Consider the following 21,424-nt stretch of genomic DNA (forward strand, 5'->3'; position numbering starts at 1 on the left):
CGGCGAGCCATTCGGGGGACCCGCCGCCTACCGCACCACCCGGTTACGGCCGGACGGCGTCCTACTGCAGATCGATCTGGAACACCTTGTCCGCACCGTCCGGCTCGCCTCCGTTGTTGTCGGCGTTGGTGGTGGACAGCCACAGGGCGTTCTTGCCGGGGAGCTTCTCCACCGTGCGCAGCCGGCCGTACTGGGTGGTGTAGTACGCGGTGGGGGTGCCGGCGCTGGTGCCGCTGACCGGGATGCGCCACAGCCGCTCGCCGCGCAGTGCCGCCAGGTAGAGGGCTCCGTCGGCGTACGCGACCGCGCTCGGGGATGCCTCGCTGACGGTCCACTGCCGCTTGGGGTTCGTCATGCCGGAGGTGGAGCAGCTGCCCTCGCAGGTCGGCCAGCCGTAGTTCTTGCCGGACTCGATCAGGTTGAGCTCGTCGTACTGGCTGTTGCCGAACTCGGCTTCCCAGAGCCTGCCTTGGGCGTCCCAGGTGAGGCCCTGGGGGTTGCGGTGACCGAGGGAGAAGACGAGTGTGCCGAACGGGTTGCCGGGGGCGGCCTTGCCGTCCTTCGTCATCCGCAGGATCTTCCCGTTGAGGGAGTTCCGGTCCTGGGCGAGGCCGCTGTTCTGCGCGTCGCCCGTGGTGGCGTAGAGGTGGCCGTCCGGGCCGAACTTGATGCGACCGCCGTTGTGGTACTTGCTCTTGGCGATGCCGGTGACGATGACGGTGTAGCCGCCGAGCGAGGTGCCGTCGTACGTCATCCGGACGATGCGGTTGTCGGAGGCCGCCGAGTGCATCAGGTAGACGTAGTGGTCGCTGCTCCAGTTCGGTGAGACCGCGACGCCGAGGAGGCCGCCCTCGCCGCTGGTGGTCACGACATTGGGCACCTTGCCGATCTCGGTCCTCGTGCCCGCCTGGGTGAGCTTGAAGAGCTTGAAGGAGTCCCGTTCGGTGACGAGCGCCGACCCGTCGGGCAGCCAGCTCAGACCCCAGGGAACGGTCCATCCGGACGAGACGGTTCGGATGGCCGACGGGACCGAGGCGGTGCCGCTGCCGGCGCCGAGGAGACCTGTGGTGAGGGCGGCCACGGCAGCGGCCGTCGCGATGGTTCGGAATGCGCGCATGGGCGAACTCCTAGCTGTGGGGGGTGTCAGGAAGCCCTCCGGAAGGTAGGAGGTATGCAGTCGAGGGTCAAGTGCGGTTAAAGCCAAAGGTTCATACCTTCACCCGGCGAGCCATCCTGCAATTCTCATCTCAACAGGAGTTTTGCCAACAGACCCGACATCGGCCGACCTTGAGGTTCTCATTTTCGGCCAACTAGAGATCGGATCACTTTGCCGCCGACCCATTGACCCGGCTGGCGAATGCTGGCGATGCTGCACCTCAGATCCCCCACCTCGGAAGGCAGGTACGGCACATGACCGAATCCGTACAGCAGCAGGTCGACGAAGAGGCGCAGAGCTGGCAGACCCCCGACTACGTGGTCGTCGAGACCGCGCTGGAGGTCACCGCGTATTTCCTGAGCGACCGTTAGCCCGCCGCCGTGCTGCTGCACGTGCTCGGCAGCGCGGCGGGCGGTGGCGTACCCCAGTGGAACTGTGCGTGTCCCGGTTGCTCCGGGGCACGTGCACACCCGCACTGGCGCCGCCGCCACGCCTCGCTCGCCGTACAGGCGTCCGACGACCACTGGTATCTCATCAACGCCACCCCCGACATCGGCGACCAGATCGAGGACTGCCCGGCGCTGCGGCCCGGTCCCGGTTCGCGGCGGACCCCGATCGCCGGGCTGATCCTGACCGACGCCGAACTCGACCACACCCTCGGTATCGCCCGGCTGCGCGAAGCCGGCGCCGGCGGACTGGAGTTGCTCGCCACCGACCCCGTACGCGAGGCACTGCTCACCGGGCTGCGCCTGGAGGCCGTTCTCGGCCCGTACACCCCCCTCACCTGGCGCGAACTGTCCCCGGAGCGGCCCGTACCGCTCACCGAGGACTCGCCCCTCACGATCAGCGCGATCCCCGTCTCCGCCAAACGCCCCCGTTACGCGGCGGAGTTACCCGTGCCCGACGGGGATTCCTGGGTCGTGGCCCTGCTTCTCACCGATCGCGCCGGCGGGGCGACGATCGTCTACGCCCCCGCGCTGGCCGTCTGGCCCGACGCTCTCCAGGACGCTGCCGAGCAAGCCGACTGCGTGATCGTCGACGGCACGTTCTGGGACGACGAGGAACCCCGGCGCACGGGCATCTCCACCCGCACCGCGACCGGTATGGGGCACCTCCCGATCGACGGGCCGGGCGGCACCGCCGAGCGCCTGGCGCCGCTGCGCGCCCGCTGTCTCTACACCCATCTCAACAACACCAATCCTCTCGTCGATCCGAGCGCACCGCAGTACAAGCAGCTGGCCGACCGGGGCATCGAGGTGGCCGGAGACGGAATGGTGATCCAACTGTGAGCACAGGTGTCGACACGAGTACCGGTACGGCCTTCGAGGAACGGCACTTCGAGGAACGGCTCAGGGCCGTGGCCCGCGACCACTACCACGACCGCCACCCCTTCAACGTACGTATGCACCAAGGGGAGTTGACCCCCGACGAGCTGCGCCGCTGGATCCTCAACCGGTTCCACTACCAGCGGCACATCCCCGTCAAGGACGCCCTGGTCCTGGCCAAGCTGGGCACCCCGCGACTGCGCCGGATGTGGCTGCGGCGGATCGAGGAGCACGACGGCCGGGCCGAGGGAGAGGGCGGGATCGAGCGGTGGCTGCGGCTGGGCGAGGCCGCCGGGCTCGACCGGGCCGAGCTGCTGTCCGGTGCGGGAGTGCTGCCCGGCGTACGGCTGGCGGTGGACGGATACGTCAACTTCTGCCGGCTCCGCTCCCCGTTGGAGGCCGTCGCGGCCTCCCTCACCGAGTTGTCCGCGCCGGGCATCATGCGCACGCGCATCGCCGCGTTCGAGCGTCACTACCGGTGGATCGACGCCGACGGGCTCGCGTACTTCCGTACTCGCGAGACCCAGGGCCGGCAGGACAGCGGCGAGGCGCTGGGCCTCGTCCTCGACTGGGCCCGCACGGAGGCCGACCAGGAGCGTGCCGTGGCGGCCCTCGCCTTCAAGTGCGACGTGCTGTGGTCGCTGCTCGACGCGATCGACCACGGCGAGCGGAAGGAACGCGAATGACGGTGACGGTGACTGGGACTGTGGCTGGGACCGGGTGGCGGCCGGCGCTGGCGCGCTCGGTGGTGCTCCGCCACGACCGGGTGCGCCGGGCAGACCTGCTGGTCCTGCCGGAGCGGGTGGTGGTCCTCGGCGGCCGGGCGGCGGACATTCTGCGGCTGTGCGACGGCCGACGGCACGTGGACGAGATCGTCGAGGAGCTGGCGGCCCGCTTCCCCGGCGCCCCCGTGGCGGCCGAGGTCCCCCGGTTCCTGGACCGGGTACGCGAGGAGGGCTGGCTGCGATGACAAGCGCGCCGCCGGGTACGGCTCCGCCGCCTCCCTGGGCCCTGCTCGCCGAACTCACCCACGCCTGCCCGCTGCACTGCCCCTACTGCTCCAACCCCCTGGAACTCACGCGCCGTTCACACGAACTCTCCGCCGAGGAATGGGCCGACGTGTTCCGGCAGGCGGCGGACCTCGGCGTCGTGCACACCCACATCTCCGGTGGCGAACCGCTGCTCCGCCGCGATCTCACGGCTGTCGTCGCCGCCGCCGAGGGAGCCGGGATCTACACCCAACTGGTCACCAGCGGCGTCGGGTTGAGCGCGGCGAGGATGTCCGCGCTCGTGTCCGCCGGACTGCGCAGCGTGCAGCTGTCGGTGCAGCACGCGGACGCGGTGGCGTCGGACCGGATCGGCGGTCACCGGTCGTTCGGAGCGAAGGAACAGGCCGCCGCTCTCGTACGGGACGCGGGTCTGCCGCTGGGCCTCAACGTCGTCCTGCACCGCGACAACCTCGACGCCGTCGACGACATCGTGGACCTGGGTGTGGCCTGGGGCGCCGAGCGGATCGAGCTGGCCAACGTCCAGTTCCACGGGTGGGCCCTGCTCAACCGCACCGCGCTGCTGCCCACCCGCGACCAGCTGTCCCGCGCCCGGGAGGCGGTCGAGCGCCGGCGGGAGCAACTGGCGGGCACCACCGAGCTGGTGTGGGTCATGCCGGACTACTTCGACGGGGTGCCGAAGCCGTGCATGGGCGGGTGGGGCGCGGTGTCGCTGACGGTCGCCCCGGACGGCGCCGTCCTGCCGTGCCCCGCGTCCCGGGACCTGCTGGGCCCGGACGACGTACCGAACGTACGCGACCGGTCCCTGGAGTGGATCTGGAACAGTTCCCCGGCCTTCGAGCGCTATCGCGGCACCGAGTGGACGGTGACCGGACCCTGCGGTGGCTGTCCCCGCCGCGAGATCGACTTCGGCGGCTGCCGCTGTCAGGCCCACGCGCTCACCGGTGACGCCGCCCGCACCGACCCCGCCTGCGCGCTCTCCCCCGACCACGCTCTCGTACGCACCCTGTCGCGAGCGTCGAGCAGTACCGACGCCTCGCACTACGTCTACCGCGGGCCCGATCGCCACCACACGGAAGTCACGAGGGGTGTCAAGCGATGACCAGAACGCACCACAGACCAGACCGCGGACGAGTACGGACCGCCGCCGGCACCCTCGCCCTGTTACTCGCCGCCAGTGCCTGCGGCTCGGGCTCCGGTTCCCAGGACTCGGCCGACGACCCCATCGTCATCGGTGTCTCCTTACCGCTCACCGGCGACTTCTCCGAACCCGGCAAGGGCGTCGAACGGGGCTACAAGGCCTGGGCGAAGATCGTCAACGACAAGGGCGGACTGCTGGGCCGCGAGGTCGAGTTGAAGATCCTCGACGACCAGTCCAACGCCGACCGCGTCGTCTCCGACTACGAGCAGCTGATCGGCAGGGACGAGGTCGACCTGCTCTTCGGGCCGTTCTCCACCCGGCTCGTCGTCCCGTCCGCGCGGCTGGCCGAGGAGTACGGGATGCTCTTCGTCGAACCGGCGGGCGCGGCCCCGGAGGTCTTCGAGCAGGGCTTCAAGAACCTCTTCTACGCCGCTCCGGCCGTCGCCGACGACCACTACAACCTCCTGGCCGACCACATCCTGGCCATGCCGGAGAGCGAGCGTCCGAAGACAGCCGCGTACGCCGCCATGGACGACCCCTTCGCCCAGGGAACCGCGTACGGGCTGAAGGAGAAGCTGGAGAAGGGCGGCGTCAAGACTGTCGCCGACGAGGTCTACCCGCCCAACACCACCGATTTCGGCAGCATCGCCGCCCAGATCGCCGACTCGAAGGCCGACATCGTGGTGGGCGGCAGCCAGTACCAGGACGGCGTCAACCTGATCGTCGCCCTCCAACAGCTCGACTACCAGCCGAAGCTGGCCGCCTTCTCCACCGCGCCGACCGAGCCGGAGTTCGCCAAGGCCATCGGCGACAGGACCGAGGGCATCCTCGCGCCCACCGGCTACACCCAGAAGGCCGCCTACCCGTCCAACAAGGAGTTCGTCGAGAAGTACACCGCGCAGTTCGGCAAGGCGCCGGAGGAGGACGAGGCCAACGCCTACACGACCGGTCAGGTGGTGGCCGCCGCCGTCGAGGCCGCCCAGTGCGCCTCCCAGGACCCGGACTGCCAGAGCAAGCTGGTGGAGTGGCTCCGCGGCAATCAAGTGGACACCGTCGTGGGCCCGTTGAAGTGGGACGACAAGGGCCGGCCGCAGAGCGCGCACATGATCCAGCAGTGGGTCGGCGGCGAGATCCAGATCGTGCTCCCCGAGGCACAGAAGGAAGCCGACCTGATCTATCCGAAACCGGCGTGGTGAGGAGGCCGGCATGCCCTCCGCGAGTCTCGTCTTCCAGAGCCTTGTCCTAGGCGTCCTGCTGGGTGGGCTGTCCGCCCTCCTGGCGGCGGGCCTCACCCTCTACTTCGGCGTCATGCGCGTCGTGATGATCGCCCACTCCGCCTTCCTGATCCTCGCCGCCTACCTCGCCTGGTGGGCACACCGGGAAACCGGGGTCGACCCGCTCCTCACCCTGTTCGTCACCGTGCCCCTGTTCTTCGCCGCGGGCGTCGCCATGCAACGGCTGCTCCTGACCCGGCTCCGCCCGGCGACGCTCACCATGATGTCCGTACTGCTCACGTTCGCGGTGGCGCTGGTCATCGAGGGGCTGCTCGGATACGCGTTCAGCGGCACCCAGCGCCGGATCCGGCTCGGCTACAGCTCCGAGAGCATCGAGTTCCTCGGGGCACGCGTGGCGGTGGTGAAGCTGATCGCCTTCGGCCTGGCCGCGCTCGCCCTGCTCGGCCTCTACCTCCTCATGAAGCACAGCCGGTTCGGCCAGGCACTGCGCGCCACCATCCAACACCCGGACGCCGCCCGGCTCCTGGGCATCGACACCGACCGGATCGCCGGATACGGGTTCGGCCTCGGCCTCGCCACGGCGGCCGTCGGCGGCACGGCACTCGCCCTCGACACCACCATCTACCCCTCGCTGCACTGGCACTGGATCGGCCCGCTGATGGCCATCATCGTCGTCGGCGGACTCGGCAGCGTGCCGGGCGCCGCCATCGCCGCCATGACGCTGGGCATCCTCCAGAGCCTGCTCCAACTCGAACTGTCCACCACCTGGGCGCAGACCGTCTTCTACGTCGCGCTCTTCGCCACGCTGGCCGTCCGGCCGCAGGGATTCTTCGGGGGGCGGCTTGCGCAACGGTTCTGAATCCAGGTCCAGATCCAGGTCCAGATCCAGGTCCAGATACAGGTACAGGTACGTCCATCTCGGCGTCCTGCTCCTGGCAGCCGCCGTGGCGCTCTCCTTCCCGTCCATGGCGCCGAGCCCCTACGAGATCACGGTCGGCATCGCCATCCTCAACTACGCGGTGCTGTCCACCTCCTGGAACTTCGTCGGCGGCTTCACGGGCTATGTCTCCCTGGGACATGGGGCGTTCGCGGGACTCGGGGCGTACGGAACCGGGCTCCTGGTCGCCAAGGCCGAACTCCCGCCCTTCGCCGCGCTGTTCGTGGCCGCGCTGATGGTGGCGGCACTCGCCGTTCCGGTCGGCTACGCCGCCCTGCGGGTACGCGGTGCCTCCTTCGTCATCGTCTCCATCGCCCTCGTCCTCATCCTGCTGCTGGTCTTCCAGAGCTGGTCCTCCCTCACCGGCGGTTCCCGGGGACTGGTCGTACCGCGGCCCTTCCCCGGCATGCTGCGCGCCGAGCACCACCGGACCTTCTACTTCCTCTTCCTGGCACTGCTCGCGCTGGCCCTTCTGGCGTGGTGGGTCATCGACCGGTCGCGGTTCGGCATGGGCCTGAAGGCGATCCGCGAGGACGAGGACAAGGCGCAGTCGCTCGGTATCCCCACCTTCACGTACAAGCTGGTCGTCTTCGTCGTCTCCGCCTCCTTCACCTCGCTGGCGGGCGGGTTGTACGCCCTGTGGTTCGGCGACCTCGACCCGGTCTTCCAGTTCTCCATCCTCAGCGGCTCGTACATGGTGCTGATGGCACTGCTCGGTGGCGTACGCCAGTTGTACGGGCCGCTGCTCGGAGCACTGATCGTCGGGTACGCCCTGGAGTACTCCAAGGTCGAGTACGGGGACACACCTCTGCACCTGGTCGTGGCGGGGCTGCTCCTCGGCGTCGTCGTGACGTTCATGCCGGACGGCGTCATCCCGGCCGCCGACGCCCTGCTCGGCCGGTTCCGCCGGACCGGCGACGCCTCCATACGGGAGGTGACCGCGGCCGAACTACGGGAGCGGGGCGGGGAGTTCGAGGAGACCGACGGGCGCGACGCGACGGAGGTGAGGAACAGTGAACGAAGCGGCACCTGAAGAGGCATCTGCTGGCGCGGAGCCCGAGCCGAGCCTCGCGACCACCGGGCTCACCAAGGCCTTCGGCGGAGTCACCGCACTCGACTCGGCCACCGTGACCTTCCACCACGGCAAGGTCAACGCCCTGATCGGACCCAACGGTTCGGGAAAGACGACCTTCTTCAACTGTGTCACCGGGATGATCCGCCCGGACTCCGGCCGCGTCACGTACCGAGGACGCGACCTCACGGGCAGCCCCCCGCACCGGATCGCCCGCGCCGGCATCGGGCGTTCCTTCCAGCTCTGCCGGGTCTTCCCCCGGATGACCGTGCTGGACAACCTCCTCGCCGCCGTCCGGCCGCGCGGGCTCACCGGCCAGCTCGGGCGCTCGGGCACGCGTGCGGAGACCGAGCGGGCACGTTACTGGCTGACCCGGATGGGCATCGAGCACCTGGAGCAGGCCGAGGCCCGCCAACTCTCCTGGGGGCAGCAGAAGTTGCTGGAGCTGGCGGGCGTACTGACGAGCGAGCCGGAGCTGATCCTGCTGGACGAGCCGGCGGGCGGGGTCAACCCGGCGCTCATCGACCGCATCGGCGACCTGGTGCGCGAACTCAACGCCGAGGGCCGGACGTTCCTGATCGTCGAGCACAACATGGACATGGTCATGAGCCTCAGTGACCACGTCGTCGTGTTCGACCGCGGCCGGCCGATCGCACAGGGCCCGCCCTCGCTGATCCAGTCCGACGAACGAGTGCTCGGGGCATACCTTGGCGTCTGACTCTCACACCGACCCGGGCTCGGGGTTCGCCACCGACCCTCCCTTCCTTCTCGAACTCGACGACATCCGCGCCGGATACGGCCGGGCGGCACTGGTCCTGCGCGGACTCACGGTCCGCGTACCGGCCGGGGCGATCGTCTGTCTGGTCGGGCCCAACGGGGCAGGAAAGTCCACCGTGTTGAAGGTGGCCAGCGGTCTCCTCACCCCTCGCTCGGGCCGGATCCTCGTAGACGGCGAGGACGTCACCGGCCGCGGCCCGCAGCGGATGCTGGCGGCCGGAGTCGCCCATGTCCTCCAAGGCCACAGCGTGTTCAGGGAGATGACAGTCGCCGAGAACGTCCTCCTCGGCGGCTACACCCTGCGCGACAAGGCCCTCATCGCCGAACGGGCCGACTTCGTACGGGAGTTGTTCCCGGTCGTTGCCGAGCGGTGGACGAGCCTGGCCGGGCTGCTCTCAGGCGGACAGCAGAAGCAGGTGGAGTTCGCGCGTTCCCTGATGGTCGAACCCCGGGTCGTGCTCCTCGACGAGCCGTCGATGGGGCTCGATCCGAAGGCGACCGGGGTGGTCTTCGAGCAGATCGTCCGGATGCGGGACGCGGGGACCGCCGTCCTGCTGGTCGAACAGAACGCGCGGCGCGCCCTGGAAGCCGCCGACACCGGCTGTGTCCTCGACCTCGGCCGGGTCCATATCGCGGGCCCGGCACGGGAGTTGCTGGCCGACCCGCAGCTCGGCGAGCTGTATCTGGGCGGTCGGCCCGCACGCCGATGAGTCCGACGACTCCAAGGAGACCGTTCATGCGCAGCAGACGGAACACGCTCGTGGCAGCAGCAGTCGCCGCACTGCTGACCGCCCTGGCCACCACAGCAGCGGCACCCTCAGGAACAGGGAAGGGGGTGGGGGCGGGGGCAGGCCCCGTACTCCCCTCCCTACGCCCCCACTTGGCGGCGTACTACGACTTCGAGCACCCGGTCCGCGGCAACCCGGCGCGCGAACGGGACCTGGGCTTCTCCCGTACCGACATCGACCTGGTCGGTGGCGGGGCCCGGATGCGCACGTACGACGGTGCGCACCGGGGCAGCCGGACCTCGATCCAGGTGCGGCAGGTCACCCCGGACGCGAAGGGCAACGACGACTGGAAGGCGGGGGTGTACGGGCCGTCCGGCGTGCCAACTCTCCGAGCGTTCAACGGGGTTGAGGGGATGACGGTGATGGGCTGGTTCAAGATGACCGGCCCGAACCCGGCTCTCAACAGCAACACGGCAGCCCCGGACGACCGTTACGGCGCCGTGGGCCTGGCCGGGGTGCTGTCGGGGGACTCCGACGGCCATGCTGTGCGGGGCCTGCTGGAGATCATCGAGGTGAACGGCGAACTGCGGCTCGTAGCCCTCGGCCGGCGCGTGGACGGGTCGGCTTCGCAGACCTTCGCCGCCTCGCAGGACTGGCGGACCCTGCTGCCGGTCGGCGAGTGGGTCTTCCTGGCCGCCACCTTCGACTTCGGCACGGGAGCGATGGCGCTGTACCGCGACGGCCGGCAGCTGGACGGCTCCTACACCGTCCCCGGCGACCCCTGGGACCTCGCGGGCCCGGGCCCGCACCGCGCCTCACCGACCGACCCCCGGGGCATCAAGATCGGCGGCAGCTTCCCGCAGAACACCGTCGAACGCAATCCCTGCGACTGCCGCATGGACAGCCTGATGTTCCTGGACAGCGCGGTGGGCGGCGACCGAATACGGGCCCAGTACCGCCTGATGGCCGCCCACTGACGACCCATGCAGACAGACAAAAGGAGTGCCATTCCCATGGCCGCATCTCCCGGCACCAGACCCCGAGCCCACTCCCCTCTGATCCTTCTGATCGCCCTGGCCCTGCTGCTGTCGGCCCTGGTCGCACTCCCCGGCAGAGCGCTCGCGGCGGCTGCCGCCCCCCTCACCGACCCCATCCCCGAACGCCCCGCCGCCTCCGGCATCGGGCTGACCGTGGAGGAGTACGCCTCCTTCCCGAAGACCGATCCGCCGCCCGGCCCGGTCACCGACCCCCGGCTGATGCGGCAGGCCCGCATCAACTACCTCAGCGAACTCCCCGACCGCTCGGGCCGAAAGGCAGTACCCGACCTCAACGGCAAGCTGTACTTGGTCCGGGACGGCAGCAGCCCCCACCTCTACCTGGACATCGCCGCCACCTTCTCGCCCGCGTTCTTCGCCAGCCGAGGCCTCGGCCAGGGCTTCGGTTTCGTCACCTTCGACCCCGACTTCCGCCGCAACGGCCGCTTCTACACCGTGCACACCGAACTGGCCTCCGCCACCACCGCCGTACCCGACTACCGACAGCAGGCGTCCACCGTCTACCACGGCATCGTCACCGAGTGGACCGCCACCGACCCCTCGGCGGACACCTTCAGCGGCACCCGCCGCGAAATCCTCCGCATCGGCTTCGTGGGCACGATCCACGGCATCCAGCAGATCGACTTCAACCCGACGGCCGGACCCCACGACCCCGACCGCGGACTGCTCTACCTAGCAGTCGGCGATGGCGGCCAGGGCGTAAGAAACACCGAGCCGCAGACCCTCTCCCTCCCCCACGGCAAGATCCTGCGCATAGACCCGCGAGGCACGAACAGCGCCAACGGCAAGTACGGAATCCCGCCGGACAACCCGTACGCGGGCGTACCCGGCGCACTCGGCGAGATCTACGCGTACGGCCTGCGCGACCCGCACCGCTTCAGCTGGGACCCGGCGGGCAGCCACCGTATGTACGTCGCCAACATCGGCCAGCACGCCGTCGAGTCGGTCTACGAGGTGCGCGCGGGCGACAACTTCGGCTGGAGCGAACGCGAGGGCCCGTTCGTCTTCGACAAGACGGCCACCGACCCCTGCGACCAGATCCTCCCGCTCCCCGAGGACGACGAGAAGTACGGCTACGTCTACCCCGTCGTCGCCTACGACCACGACCCGCCCGCCGACTGGAACTGCACGTCCGACGTCGGCCGGGCAGTGGTGGGCGGCTTCGTCTACCGAGGCAGCGACTTGCCAGAACTACGCGGCAAATACATCTTCGGGGACATCGTCGACGGACGTCTGCTCTTCGCCGACACCAAGGACATGCGGCGCGGCAGCGGGCAACTGGCGCAGCTGTACGACCTGATGCTGTACGACGCGAGCGGCAAGCGCGTCACGATGCGGGACCTGGCCCAGGACCCCCGGGTGGACCTGCACTTCGGCCGGGACGCCGCCGGCGAGCTGTATTTGTTGTCGAAGGCCAACGGCAAGATCTGGAAGATCACCGGCACACGCAAGTTCGCGTCCTGCGACACCACCGGCTCCCGGCTCACCCACGTCATGGACGGCCGGAACTGGGCTCCCGTCACCCCGTCCAAGTGGCGCTTCCCGGGCCGCGAGGCCGTTCTCGCGGAGGCCGGGGTCCAGCGCCCGGGCCCGCGCCGCCCGTACGAGTACGCGGTACTGACGGCGGGCCCGGCGGCGTACGGCGACGTACGAATCGACGCGGAAGTCCGCATAGACACCCCGGTCGAGACGACCAACAGGGACGTGATCGTCGTCTTCGACTACCAGTCGGACACGAGGTTCTCCTACGTCCACCTGTCCCAGGACAACACGATCTACCCGCACAACGGCATCTTCGTGGTCAACGACGCCGACCGCCTACGCATCGACGACCAGTGGAACGGCACGACGGGCGCCCCGCCGGCCATCACTGACACCGCCTGGCACAAGGTGCGGGTGGTGCGCTGCGCGGGCACGGGCGAGATCGCGGTCTACGTCGACGGCTCGAAGCGCCCACTGATGACGGCCGTGGACACGACGCTCGCCTCGGGGAGGGTGGGCTTCGGGTCGTTCGACAACACGGGGCGGCTTCGCGACCTGAGGGTTTCCTCTCCCTGAGGGTGCGGCTCCGAACGAGTGGACTCGCCGGTACGCGATCGGAAGGGGGCCTTTGCGACGAGTCGCCGATGGTGACCTTGCCGTCCGAGGCCGTGACTGCCCGTGACTGCCCGTGACTGGAAGAGGCACCCTCCGATGCGACGACGTACCCCTCACCGCCGGATGCTCGCCGCAACGCTGTTCGTGGCATGTGCTCTGGGCCCGATGGCAACGGCTCCCGCCGCGGCCGTCCAGGCCGCAAGGGTCGACCTGCACGTCCGGAACGACCGTCATGACTGTCCGCCGGGCGGCCTCGGCCCCAAGGTGACCGCCCGGCTGGACAAGGCGATCGAGGATGTCCGCCGGCAGGCCGGCATCCCCGGTGTCGTCGTCGGTGTGTGGATGCCCGGCAAGGGAAGCTACGTCCGCGCGACCGGTGTCGCCGACACCGCCACCCGCCGGCCGATGACCACCGACGGCTTCGTACGGATCGGCAGCGAGACCAAGACCTTCACGGTCACCGCGCTGCTCGAACTCGTCGACGACCACCGGATCAGGCTGGACGACCCGATCTCCCGTTACGTCCACGGCGTACCGAACGGCAGCCGGATCACCCTGCGCCACCTCGCGGAGATGCGCAGCGGCCTGTTCCCGTACACCTCCGATCCGGACTTCGTCCAGGACCTGCTGAGCGACCCGCAGCGCTCCTTCACGCCTCGGGAAGTACTCGCGTACGGCTTCAAGCACAAGAACACCTTCGCGCCGGGGAAGGAGTTCGAGTACTCCAACACCAACCTCGTCCTGCTCGGCCTGGTGATCGAGAAGGTCAGTGGCCAGCGCCTCGCCGACGTCATCGACAAGCGGGTGCTACGGCCCTCCCACCTGGGCCACACGCTGTTCCCGCAGGGAGCCGAGTTCCCCGAGCCGCACCCCCGCGGCTACACGAACCAGACCCTGAGCGGCACGGTCGCCGACGCCACGGACTGGAACCCCAGCTGGGCCTGGGCGGCCGGGGCGATGATCTCCGACCTGCATGACCTGCGCCGCTGGGCGGAAATCGTCGCCACGGGGAAACTCCTCAGCCCCCAGACCCAGGCACAGCGCCTCAAGACGCTGCCGACCGGACTCCCCGGCCTCAGCTACGGCCTCGGCATCTTCGAGACCGGCGGCTGGATCGGCCACAACGGCTCCATCCCGGGCTACGAGACGGTGACCGTCTATCTGCCCTCGAAGAAGGCCACCCTGGTCATCATGATCAACACGGACTCCCTCAGCGAGGGCCAGGAACCGTCCACGCTCCTCGCCCGGGCGGTCACCGGGATCGTTACGCCGAAGAACGTGTACGACGGTTCGGTTTCCCCGCGCTAGGTTCCTGAGAGGGCCCTCACTGTTACGGGGGCTGGTGCCCCCTATGAGGTGCATTCCAGGAGGAGGGCCATGCCCTGGCCGCCCGCGGCGACGACGCTGATCAGGGCGGTGCCGAGGTCGTCGTGGCGCAGGGTGGCGAGGGCGGTTGTGGTCAGCCGGGCTCCGGCCGCGCCGTAGGGCTCGCCCAGGGCGATCGAGCCGCCGTGCGGGTTCACGCGCTCGGGGTCCAGGCCGAGTTCGGTGCAGTAGGCCAGGATCTGGGCGGCGAAGGGTTCGTTGCCGGCGACGGTGCTGACGTCTGCCAGGGACAGGCCGGCCCTGGTCAGGACGGCGCGGGTCGCGGCGACGGGACCGGGCCCTCGGTCTCGGGGGTGCCCGCGCTGACGGCGGTGGCGAGGATGCGGGCGAGCGGGGTGTGGCCGTGGGCGCGGGCGTAGCTCTCGGACATGACGACGACCGCCGCTGCTCCGTCGGACAGCGGGGCGCTGTTGCCCGCGGTGACCCTGCCGTCGGGGCGGAACCGTGGCGGCAGGGCGGCGAGGCTCTGCCGGGTGACCCCGGTGCGCGGGCAGTCGTTGGCGGTGGCGGTGGTGCCGTCCGGGGTCTTGACCTGGACGATGTCGCCGAAGTGGAAGCCCTGGTCGAGGGCTTGCTGGGTGAGCCGGTGGGAGCGTGCGGCGTAGGCGTCCATGTCGTGCGGGTGATGCCGTACAGGTCGGCGGTGTTCTCGGCGGCCAGTCCCACCGGGATGTACGGGTCGGGGTGCCCGCCCTGTTCGCGGGGGTCGTTCCAGGGGCCCGCGTCGGCCTGTGAGCGCCGGATCGTGCGTTGTCCGGCGGTGTGGAAGGCGGGGTTCTCGGTGCCGGGCCAGGTGTCGGAACTGCCGTGGGCGAGACGGGACTGCGACTCGACTCCGGCCGCGACAACGACGTCGGCGTCCCCGCAGCGCACGGCTTGCGCGGCGATACGGATCGCCTGCAGTGAAGAGGTGCAGAAGCAGTTGACGGTCACCCCGGGCACGTGGTCCCAGCCGAGCAGGACAGCGGCGATCCGGGCGATGTTGAAGCCCTGTTCACCGCCGGGCCGGGCACAGCCCGCCGTGCTGTACCCAAGGGGGCTTCAGCTGCGCAGCGGGATGTCCAACGACCGTACGAGCTGGGTCACTTCCTCCCGGAAGAGCTTGTCCGGGTTGGTCGTCTGGGTGCGCAGATGGCCGTAGACCTCCAGTGACACCAGGCCGTGCAGGCGCCCCCAGATGCGCAGGGCGAGCGCGACGGCGGCGGGCGGCAGGCCGGGGAAGTCCGCGCGGACCTTGTCGACGAGCCCGGCGTCGAAGTCGGACCACTCGAACTCGCTGCCCTCATGGAGGTGTTCGGCGTACGGCCAGGCGGCTGACGCGAGCGCGGTGAGCCCGGCGCAGACCCGGTGGGCGGCCTCCGGGGCGGCGCCTCCGTGGGGGGTGTCGTAGCCGGGAACGGGGTCGCCGTAGACGAGCCGGAAGCCCTCGGGGTTGGCCAGGGCCCAGTTCCGGAAGGCGCTGGCCCAGCCCTGGATCCGGGCGGCCGGACTCTCGGCGGAGGCGCTCTCCCACGCGGTGTCCACGGCGTCGGCCAGCTCGGTGTACACGTCTCCGATGAGCACGGTGACGAGATCGTCGCGGGTGGCGAAGTAGCCGTAGATGGCGTTGGCCGTCATGCCCATCTCGCGGGCGATGGCCCGCAGGGTGATGGCTTCGGGCCCGCCCGAGGCCATCAGCTCCAGTGCCACGTCCTTGATTTCGGCCGTCGTCTCGGCCCGCAGCCGCTCGCGCCGCCCCGTGCTTCCCGCCCTGCTCGCCGAACCTGCCACCCGAGCACTCTACAGCGTTACCCGAATTGATGGCCGTATAGAAACTTCACGGCGTATAGTCACTGCACGGGCGCAACCGATCCGGTTGACCGCGCCCTCGTGCCGCATGCGAGTTGGGGGAGAACCATGCACATCGGAGTCGTCGGAGCCACGGGGACCATCGGCAGCCGGGTCGTTGCCGAGGCCCTGGAACGGGGGCATCACGTCAGGGCGTTCAGCCGCGACGCGTCGCGGCCACGGGCCGACGAGAAGCGGGAGAACATCACCTGGGCGAGCGTCGATGTCCTGGACGCGGCGAGCATCGAGGCCGTGCTGCCCAGCCTCGACGTGCTCATCAGCGCCTACCAGCCCGGCAACGCCGCCAAGGACTTCGAGGACACCGTCCGGCGCTCGATCGCCGACCCCACGACCCACTCCACCGTGGCGTACGCACTGACGGAGGCGCTGGAGAGCCACCCGCGGATCCGGCTGATCGTGATCGGCGGCGCGGGCAGCCTGGAGGTCGAGCCCGGGCTGGCGCTCGCCGACTCGGACGAACGCATGCACGAGATCCTCGACCAGCTCGGCCTGCCCCGCGCCTACGCGGCGGCGGCGCGTGGCGCCCGTGACGGCTTCGACGTCCTGCGCACCTCGAACCGGCTGTGGACCTACTTCAGCCCCGCCATGGAGATCGCCCCCGGCGAGCGCACCGGCCGCTTCCGCATCGGCGGCGACCAGGCGGTCCGCGACGCGGAGGGGCGCAGCCGCATCTCGGCGGAGGATGCGGCGGTCGCCTTGATCGACGAGGCGGAGCTGCCGCAGTTCGTGCAGCGACGCTTCACGATCGGTTACTGAAGAGACGTGCTGCTCCAAGGCCCCGGCCCGCCACAGCGGCGGCCGGGGCCTTCGTCCAGGCCGTACCGCAGTGTCGGTTCCCGGCGGTGCTGTCCGCCTTCGGGCAGGTCGAGTCATCGAGTGAGAGGGCGAAGCGGCCTGGCGACAGGCGACTTCATCCGTGCACGGCTGAGAGCCACAGTGGTACGCCCGCACCCCGTCACACAGGTTGGCGAGCCAGGCCACCTGAGACCGCCAGCGAATTGGACCAGTTCACTTGAGACGGGGGCCAGTTCCTCGGAGCCGGGACAGAACGTGCCCTCCCAGACCAACTGAGCCGGCGCTGTCCTTCGACAAGGAAGTGAATCCAGAGCGGCGCCCTGACCTGGAGCGACTGAGTTGGATGTCAAACGGCCCGTCTTGCCCAGCTCGGCCATGGGGTTGTGCTGACGTGTTGCGAGGGCCTGTGCAACGTCGAGAAGGCTCGTGACACCCTTTGGCAATGCTCTTGGGTGATCAGGCCAGCAGTGTCGAGCTTTGCCCGTTGCGGTACCAGTTCTCCGCGGTCCGCGGCGACTCATACGATGACAACTGGCTGGTCATCGGTGGCTCGGTGATAACTCCGGAGGGCATCTGGGCTTTCACTGATCCTTGTCTGCTGATCGATGAAGCCCGCCAGGTGTCCGCCTGGCTGCGCGCGGTGGCGGTGGGGACGGTTGCGGTGACCGGACCTGATGCCGACGGCTCGTTGTCCCCGGACACGTGGTTCGTCGAGCCGGTCCTGGCCTTCAGCCTCGTCGATCGAAGCGAGGAAGGTGCGGTGATTCGTGTGCACCTGTCCATGGAGGCGGCACCCCCATGGCAGCAGGGTGAGAATGCAGCAGACATCTACCAGTACTTCATCGAGGCCCAGGTGGATATAGCTGCTCTGCTTCGCGCAGCTGACGAGTGGGATCTTGCTCTGGCTTCGTTCCCCACCCGCTGATCAGTATCAACTCAGCAGGAGTTCACCACTCGAACAGCGAATCGTCCGTACCGGTGCCACGTCCTCGAATCTGACCGTCACGCAGTCGAACGGCGGACGCCGTCGTCGCTCGCGTGAAGCGTCCGTACGACGACTCAACGTACGCCTCCGCAAGATCCACCCCAGCCGGTACAGCCACCCAGTGCCTCCGGCCGCTCGCCCTCGGACGACTAGGTTCACTGGCAAAGAAGGAGAAACGACTGGGGTCGTTGTCAAACGCCTCGGTTGGATGAGGCACGGCTTCTCGGCTTCTCGTTCCGGGCTGTCCCACAGATCTGCGGCCCGGGCGACGTCCGATGAGTCTTGCCTTCTGATGCAGTCTGCTCTTCTGGCGAAAGCAGCCGTCCGCCCAAGGTTGATCTTGAGAGAGTGGGAGTCGGTCGTGCCTGTAGGGATTTTTGCGGGGATTGCAGTGCGCAACTTCAAGAGCGCTCTGGAGTGGTACAAGCAGTTGCTCGGTGCGGAGCCGACCTTCTACCCCAACGACATCGAAGCGGTGTGGCAGTTGGCCGAGGACCGGTACGTGTACATCGTCGAAGACGCAGACCGGGCGGGCGGGGCGGTGAACATGATCTGGATGGACGAACCCGGTTCCGAGGTCGCACGGATCGCTGAGCGAGGTCTGGAGCCGGTGGAGGTGGAGCAGCACGGCAGCGTGTGCAAGTGGGTGTTTCGCGACTCCGACGGGAATGAGACGGGGATCGGCGGCGAGATCTCACCGTCGAAGTAGCCCTCGGCCGTTGTTCTGACCGTTGGATCGTCCCCCTCAACGACTTGCCCCGGTGACGCAGTACCCGCCCTCAACCTGTCTGAAGTCCGTGACAAGGCGCTCCGCCGTCCTGCGAGCGGGCTCCAGACGGGAATCTTCGAGGTGAGTGTAGGGGCCGAGCATCTTCGCGCAGACGAACAGCGTCATCAACTTGCCGTCCCGGCTCTCGAAGTCGTGGCGCCGCTCGAATGCGTACCCAGGCTTTCCGCTGCGTCCGCGCACCGACCGAACGTCGCTTGCGTACCACCGAGTTCCTGTCGAGGCGCACGTCAAGAGACCTGGCCACACGGTCGAGCACGGCGTCCACCGGTTCAGCCCGCAGATCAACTGCGCGGACAGGGGCACTGACGGCTCATGGGCCGGACGCTAGCAAGCAGGCCAGTGCCGGAGGCACCCCATGATGGGTCGGAAGGAAGCCCTACCAGGAGAGGGAGCACTGCTGCTGCAGGAGACGAAGACCTCGGCGGCGCGAACGAGGTGGTGGCTTGAACGCCTCAGCCGGAGGTGGCCTATTGGTGTGAACCGGATCAGGGGCACGGAGACTGCCACGGGGCCTAGACTCGCTGACATGGCCGCGGTCGGGCAGGGCTCAGCTTTGCACCCGCCTCAATTCATCGGACAGGGACGGAAGTTGCTTCCATTCGAGGATGACATTCAAGCCGCTACCCAAATCGCTCGAAATGAACTCGCGCAAGCTGACCCCGAGCTCATCAAGGTCTACGACCACATCAGAGCTCTGGACCATGACCCAGACGGCCAACGTTTCGCCACCGTCCTTCGCGACACCATAGACCAACTGCTCAATGGTGAGGTCACCGGGCGCTACGACTGGAAAACGCTGTTCAAGACAGAGAAGACGCACGCCGGAACGTTGGTCGAGATCAATCTCCAGCGAGAATTCAACTTCGATGACGGCATCACCATGGACTACCAAATTGCCGGAATCGACGTGGACTGCAAGTATTCACAGCAGTTCGGGAGCTGGATGATTCCACCCGAGGCAATGGGGCATATTTGCCTTCTGGTATGGGCAGACGATTACAAAACCTCTTGGAGCGCTGGGCTCCTGCGCATACGCCGCGAGTGGCTCAATGGGGGCAACAACCGAGACCTCAAGCTCACCATCAAAGCAGAGCACCGCGATAAAATTCTCTGGCTTTGGCGCGATGCGCTTCTGCCAGAGAACGTTCTTCTGCACATGAACCCACTCGACCGAGAAGCGGTTTTCGCATCCAGCTCCGGGCAACAGCGCCTCAACGAACTCTTCAGACGTGTACAGAAGCGCAGAATCGGGCGGAACGTAGTACGCACAGTTGCTCAGCAGAAGGACTACATGAAGCGGGTCCGCGGCAATGGAGGCTCCCGCTCAGCGCTGAGGCCCGAGGGAATCATCATCATGGGTGACTACGACAGCCATCGGGCTGTTGCCAAGAAGCTCGGGCTCTTGCCGCCAGGCGAAGGAGAGTTCGTGAGTGTGCGTGTAGTACGCGCTGATGCACGTCATGAGACTGCCCCGCAGGTAGTTCTCGACGGCCAGAGCTGGGCAGTCGCCGAAGAGCACGACCCTCTGGAGGCAGGGCCACAGCTACCGTCTCACACAGCCCTTTCCTAGACCGCCAGCCCAGCCCTACCCGCTACTTTCCTGGAACTCAACTCATGTCACTCAAACCTGAGCAAGAGGCCCTCGTCGATAAGCATCTCAAAGATGCTGAGGCCATCAGTGCAGTAATCTTCGGTCTTTGCTGGAGCGACTCAAAACTTGCTCACGCTGCAAATATCTACCTCGACAAGGCCGAGACGATCGAGGATGCAGCCGTACGTCTGGGAATCGGCTGGAATCCAGCCTGGCTGACAGCTTCAGGCCACACGGCGTACGACGCTATCGGCACGGCACTCGACGCAACTCCCCACACACCTGGACCCATCACCTGGTCGCCTCCGGTGAGGACTTTCCGTGTGGACGATGGCGTAGAAGACTCCGCGAAAGGCCAACGCTTCAGCCGACGCACTTCAGCCGAGATTGCAGTTCTGGCTCTATGGGCACAGGTCATTGATTCCAGGGGAATTAAACTTGAAAGACCTGTTGACCTGAAACCCGGCACGCGAGGAACCCTCTTCCGCGACTTCCTCATCTACTTTCTCCAGCGCAGCCTCCCTGACGGCTGGAAGGTCCGCCACGAAGTCCCGCTCACTCACATTCGAGGCCTCCACATGCGAAGGGATGTGAGCGGTCGGAAGAGCGACATCCTCATCATCGACGACGGGGACCGGCTCGTCGCAGCCCTGTCATCGAAGTGGTCCTGGCGGTCTGACCGAGGTACTGAGGCAGCACAGATGGTGCCCCTCACCCGCTATCGCCCCGATATCCCCTACGCCCTGGCAACGGCCGAATTCCCACGAGCGCCCAAGGTTGCGCGAGAGAGCGTCGAAGACCGCACTTACCACCTGTGCCCGGGGTGGGTTGGCTCTTGGATGGCGGTGAACGAGCTACCGGCAGGCGCTTCGCCTCAGGAACGCTGGCCAGACTTGGAGTCACTCCGCAAGGAGGGGGTCGCCAGAGCTGAGACGCTGACGCTGAATGGTCTTGATGCTCTTGTCTTCGACCTTCGCGAGAGCGGAGACATCCTGTGAGCGCAGGCAAGAAAGACACAGAGGGCAAGGACGCGCCCGATCTTGCCTGGGAGCCTCCGGCAGGATCCTGGGCCTCCTCCGCAGCCCGTCGCCGGAACATGCAGGCAATCCGCAGCCGAGACACCAAACCGGAACGACTGGTGCGCAGCCTCCTGCACGCCGAAGGCTTGAGATACCGAGTCGCAGCGAAGCCCCTGCCTGGGCTTCGCCGGACTGCAGACATCGTCTTCCGCCCTGCGAAGCTGGCCGTGTTCATCGACGGCTGCTATTGGCATGGCTGCCCAGAGCATTACGTTTCACCAAAGACCAATCCCGGCTACTGGTCAGACAAGGTCGCCAGGAACATGGCTCGCGACCGCGATACGGACGAGCAACTCAAGGAAGCAGGCTGGACCGTGCTCCGGTTCTGGGAGCACGATCCAGCCGAAGACTGCGCCGTGAAGATCGCAGCCACAGTGAGCCGCCTCAGGAAGGCGAAGCCGTGAGGCACATCGTTGAGCG

Annotated in this window: 23 protein-coding genes and 1 pseudogene; 19 read left to right on the plus strand and 5 right to left on the minus strand. The window is 68.0% G+C overall.

Translation table 11 applies throughout. The features are described 5' to 3' along the window. Positions 1–61 precede the first annotated feature (61 nt). Positions 62–1,117, minus strand: coding sequence for a PQQ-dependent sugar dehydrogenase (locus ACFYXF_RS42485; protein WP_389357948.1), 1,056 nt, complete (start codon positions 1,115–1,117; stop codon positions 62–64). Between the two features lie 293 nt (positions 1,118–1,410). Between ACFYXF_RS42485 and pqqA the strand changes: the two genes are divergently transcribed. From pqqA to ACFYXF_RS42550, 13 genes are all read left to right on the plus strand, one after another. Further along, a complete protein-coding gene (gene pqqA / locus ACFYXF_RS42490) occupies positions 1,411–1,527 on the plus strand; it encodes a pyrroloquinoline quinone precursor peptide PqqA (protein WP_389357950.1) in 117 nt (38 codons plus the stop codon). A gap of 9 nt (positions 1,528–1,536) precedes the next feature. After that, positions 1,537–2,445 (plus strand): pyrroloquinoline quinone biosynthesis protein PqqB, encoded by a 909-nt coding sequence (gene pqqB, locus ACFYXF_RS42495; RefSeq protein ID WP_389357952.1) that lies wholly within the window; start codon positions 1,537–1,539, stop codon positions 2,443–2,445. Beyond that, the gene (gene pqqC / locus ACFYXF_RS42500; RefSeq protein ID WP_389357954.1) at positions 2,442–3,167 is read left to right on the plus strand and encodes a pyrroloquinoline-quinone synthase PqqC; all 726 of its coding nucleotides are present in this window, start codon (positions 2,442–2,444) and stop codon (positions 3,165–3,167) included. Before pqqB ends, pqqC begins: the two co-directional genes overlap by 4 nt. A 20-nt stretch (positions 3,168–3,187) precedes the next feature. After that, entirely contained in the window at positions 3,188–3,451 is a 264-nt protein-coding gene (gene pqqD / locus ACFYXF_RS42505; protein WP_389357956.1) for a pyrroloquinoline quinone biosynthesis peptide chaperone PqqD, read from the plus strand. After that, on the plus strand, positions 3,448–4,590 hold the full coding sequence (pqqE, locus tag ACFYXF_RS42510) for a pyrroloquinoline quinone biosynthesis protein PqqE (RefSeq protein ID WP_389357958.1): 1,143 nt from the start codon (positions 3,448–3,450) through the stop codon (positions 4,588–4,590). The genes pqqD and pqqE overlap by 4 nt, the downstream gene beginning before the upstream one ends. Further along, a complete protein-coding gene (locus ACFYXF_RS42515; protein WP_389357960.1) occupies positions 4,587–5,825 on the plus strand; it encodes an amino acid ABC transporter substrate-binding protein in 1,239 nt (412 codons plus the stop codon). Before pqqE ends, ACFYXF_RS42515 begins: the two co-directional genes overlap by 4 nt. 10 nt (positions 5,826–5,835) lie before the next feature. Beyond that, complete coding sequence (locus ACFYXF_RS42520; RefSeq protein ID WP_389357962.1) at positions 5,836–6,723, plus strand: branched-chain amino acid ABC transporter permease; 888 nt, start codon at positions 5,836–5,838, stop codon at positions 6,721–6,723. A gap of 106 nt (positions 6,724–6,829) precedes the next feature. After that, positions 6,830–7,834: a branched-chain amino acid ABC transporter permease gene (locus ACFYXF_RS42525; RefSeq protein ID WP_389357964.1), complete on the plus strand. Its 1,005-nt coding sequence runs from the start codon at positions 6,830–6,832 to the stop codon at positions 7,832–7,834. Next, complete coding sequence (locus ACFYXF_RS42530) at positions 7,815–8,591, plus strand: ABC transporter ATP-binding protein (protein ID WP_389357966.1); 777 nt, start codon at positions 7,815–7,817, stop codon at positions 8,589–8,591. Before ACFYXF_RS42525 ends, ACFYXF_RS42530 begins: the two co-directional genes overlap by 20 nt. Then, the gene (locus ACFYXF_RS42535; RefSeq protein WP_389357968.1) at positions 8,581–9,360 is read left to right on the plus strand and encodes an ABC transporter ATP-binding protein; all 780 of its coding nucleotides are present in this window, start codon (positions 8,581–8,583) and stop codon (positions 9,358–9,360) included. The genes ACFYXF_RS42530 and ACFYXF_RS42535 overlap by 11 nt, the downstream gene beginning before the upstream one ends. A gap of 26 nt (positions 9,361–9,386) precedes the next feature. Next, entirely contained in the window at positions 9,387–10,355 is a 969-nt protein-coding gene (locus tag ACFYXF_RS42540) for a hypothetical protein (protein ID WP_389357970.1), read from the plus strand. Between the two features lie 36 nt (positions 10,356–10,391). Further along, positions 10,392–12,491: a PQQ-dependent sugar dehydrogenase gene (locus ACFYXF_RS42545; RefSeq protein ID WP_389357972.1), complete on the plus strand. Its 2,100-nt coding sequence runs from the start codon at positions 10,392–10,394 to the stop codon at positions 12,489–12,491. Between the two features lie 162 nt (positions 12,492–12,653). Next, positions 12,654–13,838: a serine hydrolase domain-containing protein gene (locus tag ACFYXF_RS42550; RefSeq protein ID WP_389358278.1), complete on the plus strand. Its 1,185-nt coding sequence runs from the start codon at positions 12,654–12,656 to the stop codon at positions 13,836–13,838. 41 nt (positions 13,839–13,879) lie between these two features. Here the strand turns inward: ACFYXF_RS42550 and ACFYXF_RS42555 are convergent, their stop codons facing one another. The 4 genes and pseudogenes from ACFYXF_RS42555 to ACFYXF_RS42570 all read right to left on the minus strand — a co-directional run bounded on the left by ACFYXF_RS42555 (position 13,880) and on the right by ACFYXF_RS42570 (position 15,686). Next, positions 13,880–14,164, minus strand: a complete 285-nt coding sequence (locus ACFYXF_RS42555; RefSeq protein WP_389358280.1) for a hypothetical protein — start codon at positions 14,162–14,164, stop codon at positions 13,880–13,882. Then, a complete protein-coding gene (locus ACFYXF_RS42560) occupies positions 14,161–14,529 on the minus strand; it encodes a hypothetical protein (RefSeq protein ID WP_389357974.1) in 369 nt (122 codons plus the stop codon). The genes ACFYXF_RS42555 and ACFYXF_RS42560 overlap by 4 nt, the downstream gene beginning before the upstream one ends. Before the next feature lie 17 nt (positions 14,530–14,546). Next, positions 14,547–14,900, minus strand: a pseudogene (locus tag ACFYXF_RS42565) (beta-ketoacyl synthase N-terminal-like domain-containing protein); the annotation flags it as partial. Positions 14,901–14,957: 57 nt separating this feature from the next. Continuing rightward, the gene (locus ACFYXF_RS42570; RefSeq protein ID WP_389357976.1) at positions 14,958–15,686 is read right to left on the minus strand and encodes a TetR/AcrR family transcriptional regulator; all 729 of its coding nucleotides are present in this window, start codon (positions 15,684–15,686) and stop codon (positions 14,958–14,960) included. A gap of 126 nt (positions 15,687–15,812) precedes the next feature. On the opposite strand from ACFYXF_RS42570, the gene ACFYXF_RS42575 reads away from it, so the two are divergent. The 6 genes from ACFYXF_RS42575 to ACFYXF_RS42600 all read left to right on the plus strand — a co-directional run bounded on the left by ACFYXF_RS42575 (position 15,813) and on the right by ACFYXF_RS42600 (position 21,408). Continuing rightward, positions 15,813–16,520, plus strand: a complete 708-nt coding sequence (locus tag ACFYXF_RS42575) for an NAD(P)-dependent oxidoreductase (protein WP_389357978.1) — start codon at positions 15,813–15,815, stop codon at positions 16,518–16,520. Positions 16,521–17,001: 481 nt separating this feature from the next. After that, positions 17,002–17,484 carry a hypothetical protein gene (locus ACFYXF_RS42580; RefSeq protein ID WP_389357980.1) on the plus strand — a complete coding sequence of 161 codons (483 nt, stop codon included), beginning with the start codon at positions 17,002–17,004 and terminating at the stop codon, positions 17,482–17,484. A 451-nt stretch (positions 17,485–17,935) separates the two neighbouring features. Then, on the plus strand, positions 17,936–18,253 hold the full coding sequence (locus tag ACFYXF_RS42585) for a VOC family protein (RefSeq protein WP_389357982.1): 318 nt from the start codon (positions 17,936–17,938) through the stop codon (positions 18,251–18,253). 607 nt (positions 18,254–18,860) lie between these two features. Beyond that, a complete protein-coding gene (locus ACFYXF_RS42590) occupies positions 18,861–19,904 on the plus strand; it encodes a NaeI family type II restriction endonuclease (protein WP_389357984.1) in 1,044 nt (347 codons plus the stop codon). A gap of 44 nt (positions 19,905–19,948) precedes the next feature. Then, on the plus strand, positions 19,949–20,923 hold the full coding sequence (locus ACFYXF_RS42595) for a hypothetical protein (protein ID WP_389357986.1): 975 nt from the start codon (positions 19,949–19,951) through the stop codon (positions 20,921–20,923). Then, on the plus strand, positions 20,920–21,408 hold the full coding sequence (locus ACFYXF_RS42600) for a very short patch repair endonuclease (protein ID WP_389357988.1): 489 nt from the start codon (positions 20,920–20,922) through the stop codon (positions 21,406–21,408). Before ACFYXF_RS42595 ends, ACFYXF_RS42600 begins: the two co-directional genes overlap by 4 nt. Positions 21,409–21,424: the final 16 nt, after the last annotated feature.

The organism is Streptomyces sp. NPDC002680, from assembly GCF_042889145.1.
GTDB classification, from domain to species: domain Bacteria; phylum Actinomycetota; class Actinomycetes; order Streptomycetales; family Streptomycetaceae; genus Streptomyces; species Streptomyces adonidis.

Bases quoted from the DNA above. Each gene is read 5' to 3' on its own strand.
- ACFYXF_RS42485 (WP_389357948.1), bottom strand. From the start codon at position 1,117: ATGCGCGCATTCCGAACCATCGCGACGGCCGCTGCCGTGGCCGCCCTC.
- pqqA (WP_389357950.1), top strand. From the start codon at position 1,411: ATGACCGAATCCGTACAGCAGCAGGTCGACGAAGAGGCGCAGAGCTGG.
- pqqE (WP_389357958.1), top strand. From the start codon at position 3,448: ATGACAAGCGCGCCGCCGGGTACGGCTCCGCCGCCTCCCTGGGCCCTG.
- ACFYXF_RS42515 (WP_389357960.1), top strand. From the start codon at position 4,587: ATGACCAGAACGCACCACAGACCAGACCGCGGACGAGTACGGACCGCC.
- ACFYXF_RS42520 (WP_389357962.1), top strand. From the start codon at position 5,836: ATGCCCTCCGCGAGTCTCGTCTTCCAGAGCCTTGTCCTAGGCGTCCTG.
- ACFYXF_RS42525 (WP_389357964.1), top strand. From the start codon at position 6,830: ATGGCGCCGAGCCCCTACGAGATCACGGTCGGCATCGCCATCCTCAAC.
- ACFYXF_RS42540 (WP_389357970.1), top strand. From the start codon at position 9,387: ATGCGCAGCAGACGGAACACGCTCGTGGCAGCAGCAGTCGCCGCACTG.
- ACFYXF_RS42545 (WP_389357972.1), top strand. From the start codon at position 10,392: ATGGCCGCATCTCCCGGCACCAGACCCCGAGCCCACTCCCCTCTGATC.
- ACFYXF_RS42550 (WP_389358278.1), top strand. From the start codon at position 12,654: ATGCTCGCCGCAACGCTGTTCGTGGCATGTGCTCTGGGCCCGATGGCA.
- ACFYXF_RS42560 (WP_389357974.1), bottom strand. From the start codon at position 14,529: ATGGACGCCTACGCCGCACGCTCCCACCGGCTCACCCAGCAAGCCCTC.
- ACFYXF_RS42575 (WP_389357978.1), top strand. From the start codon at position 15,813: ATGCACATCGGAGTCGTCGGAGCCACGGGGACCATCGGCAGCCGGGTC.
- ACFYXF_RS42580 (WP_389357980.1), top strand. From the start codon at position 17,002: ATGCTCTTGGGTGATCAGGCCAGCAGTGTCGAGCTTTGCCCGTTGCGG.
- ACFYXF_RS42590 (WP_389357984.1), top strand. From the start codon at position 18,861: ATGGCCGCGGTCGGGCAGGGCTCAGCTTTGCACCCGCCTCAATTCATC.
- ACFYXF_RS42595 (WP_389357986.1), top strand. From the start codon at position 19,949: ATGTCACTCAAACCTGAGCAAGAGGCCCTCGTCGATAAGCATCTCAAA.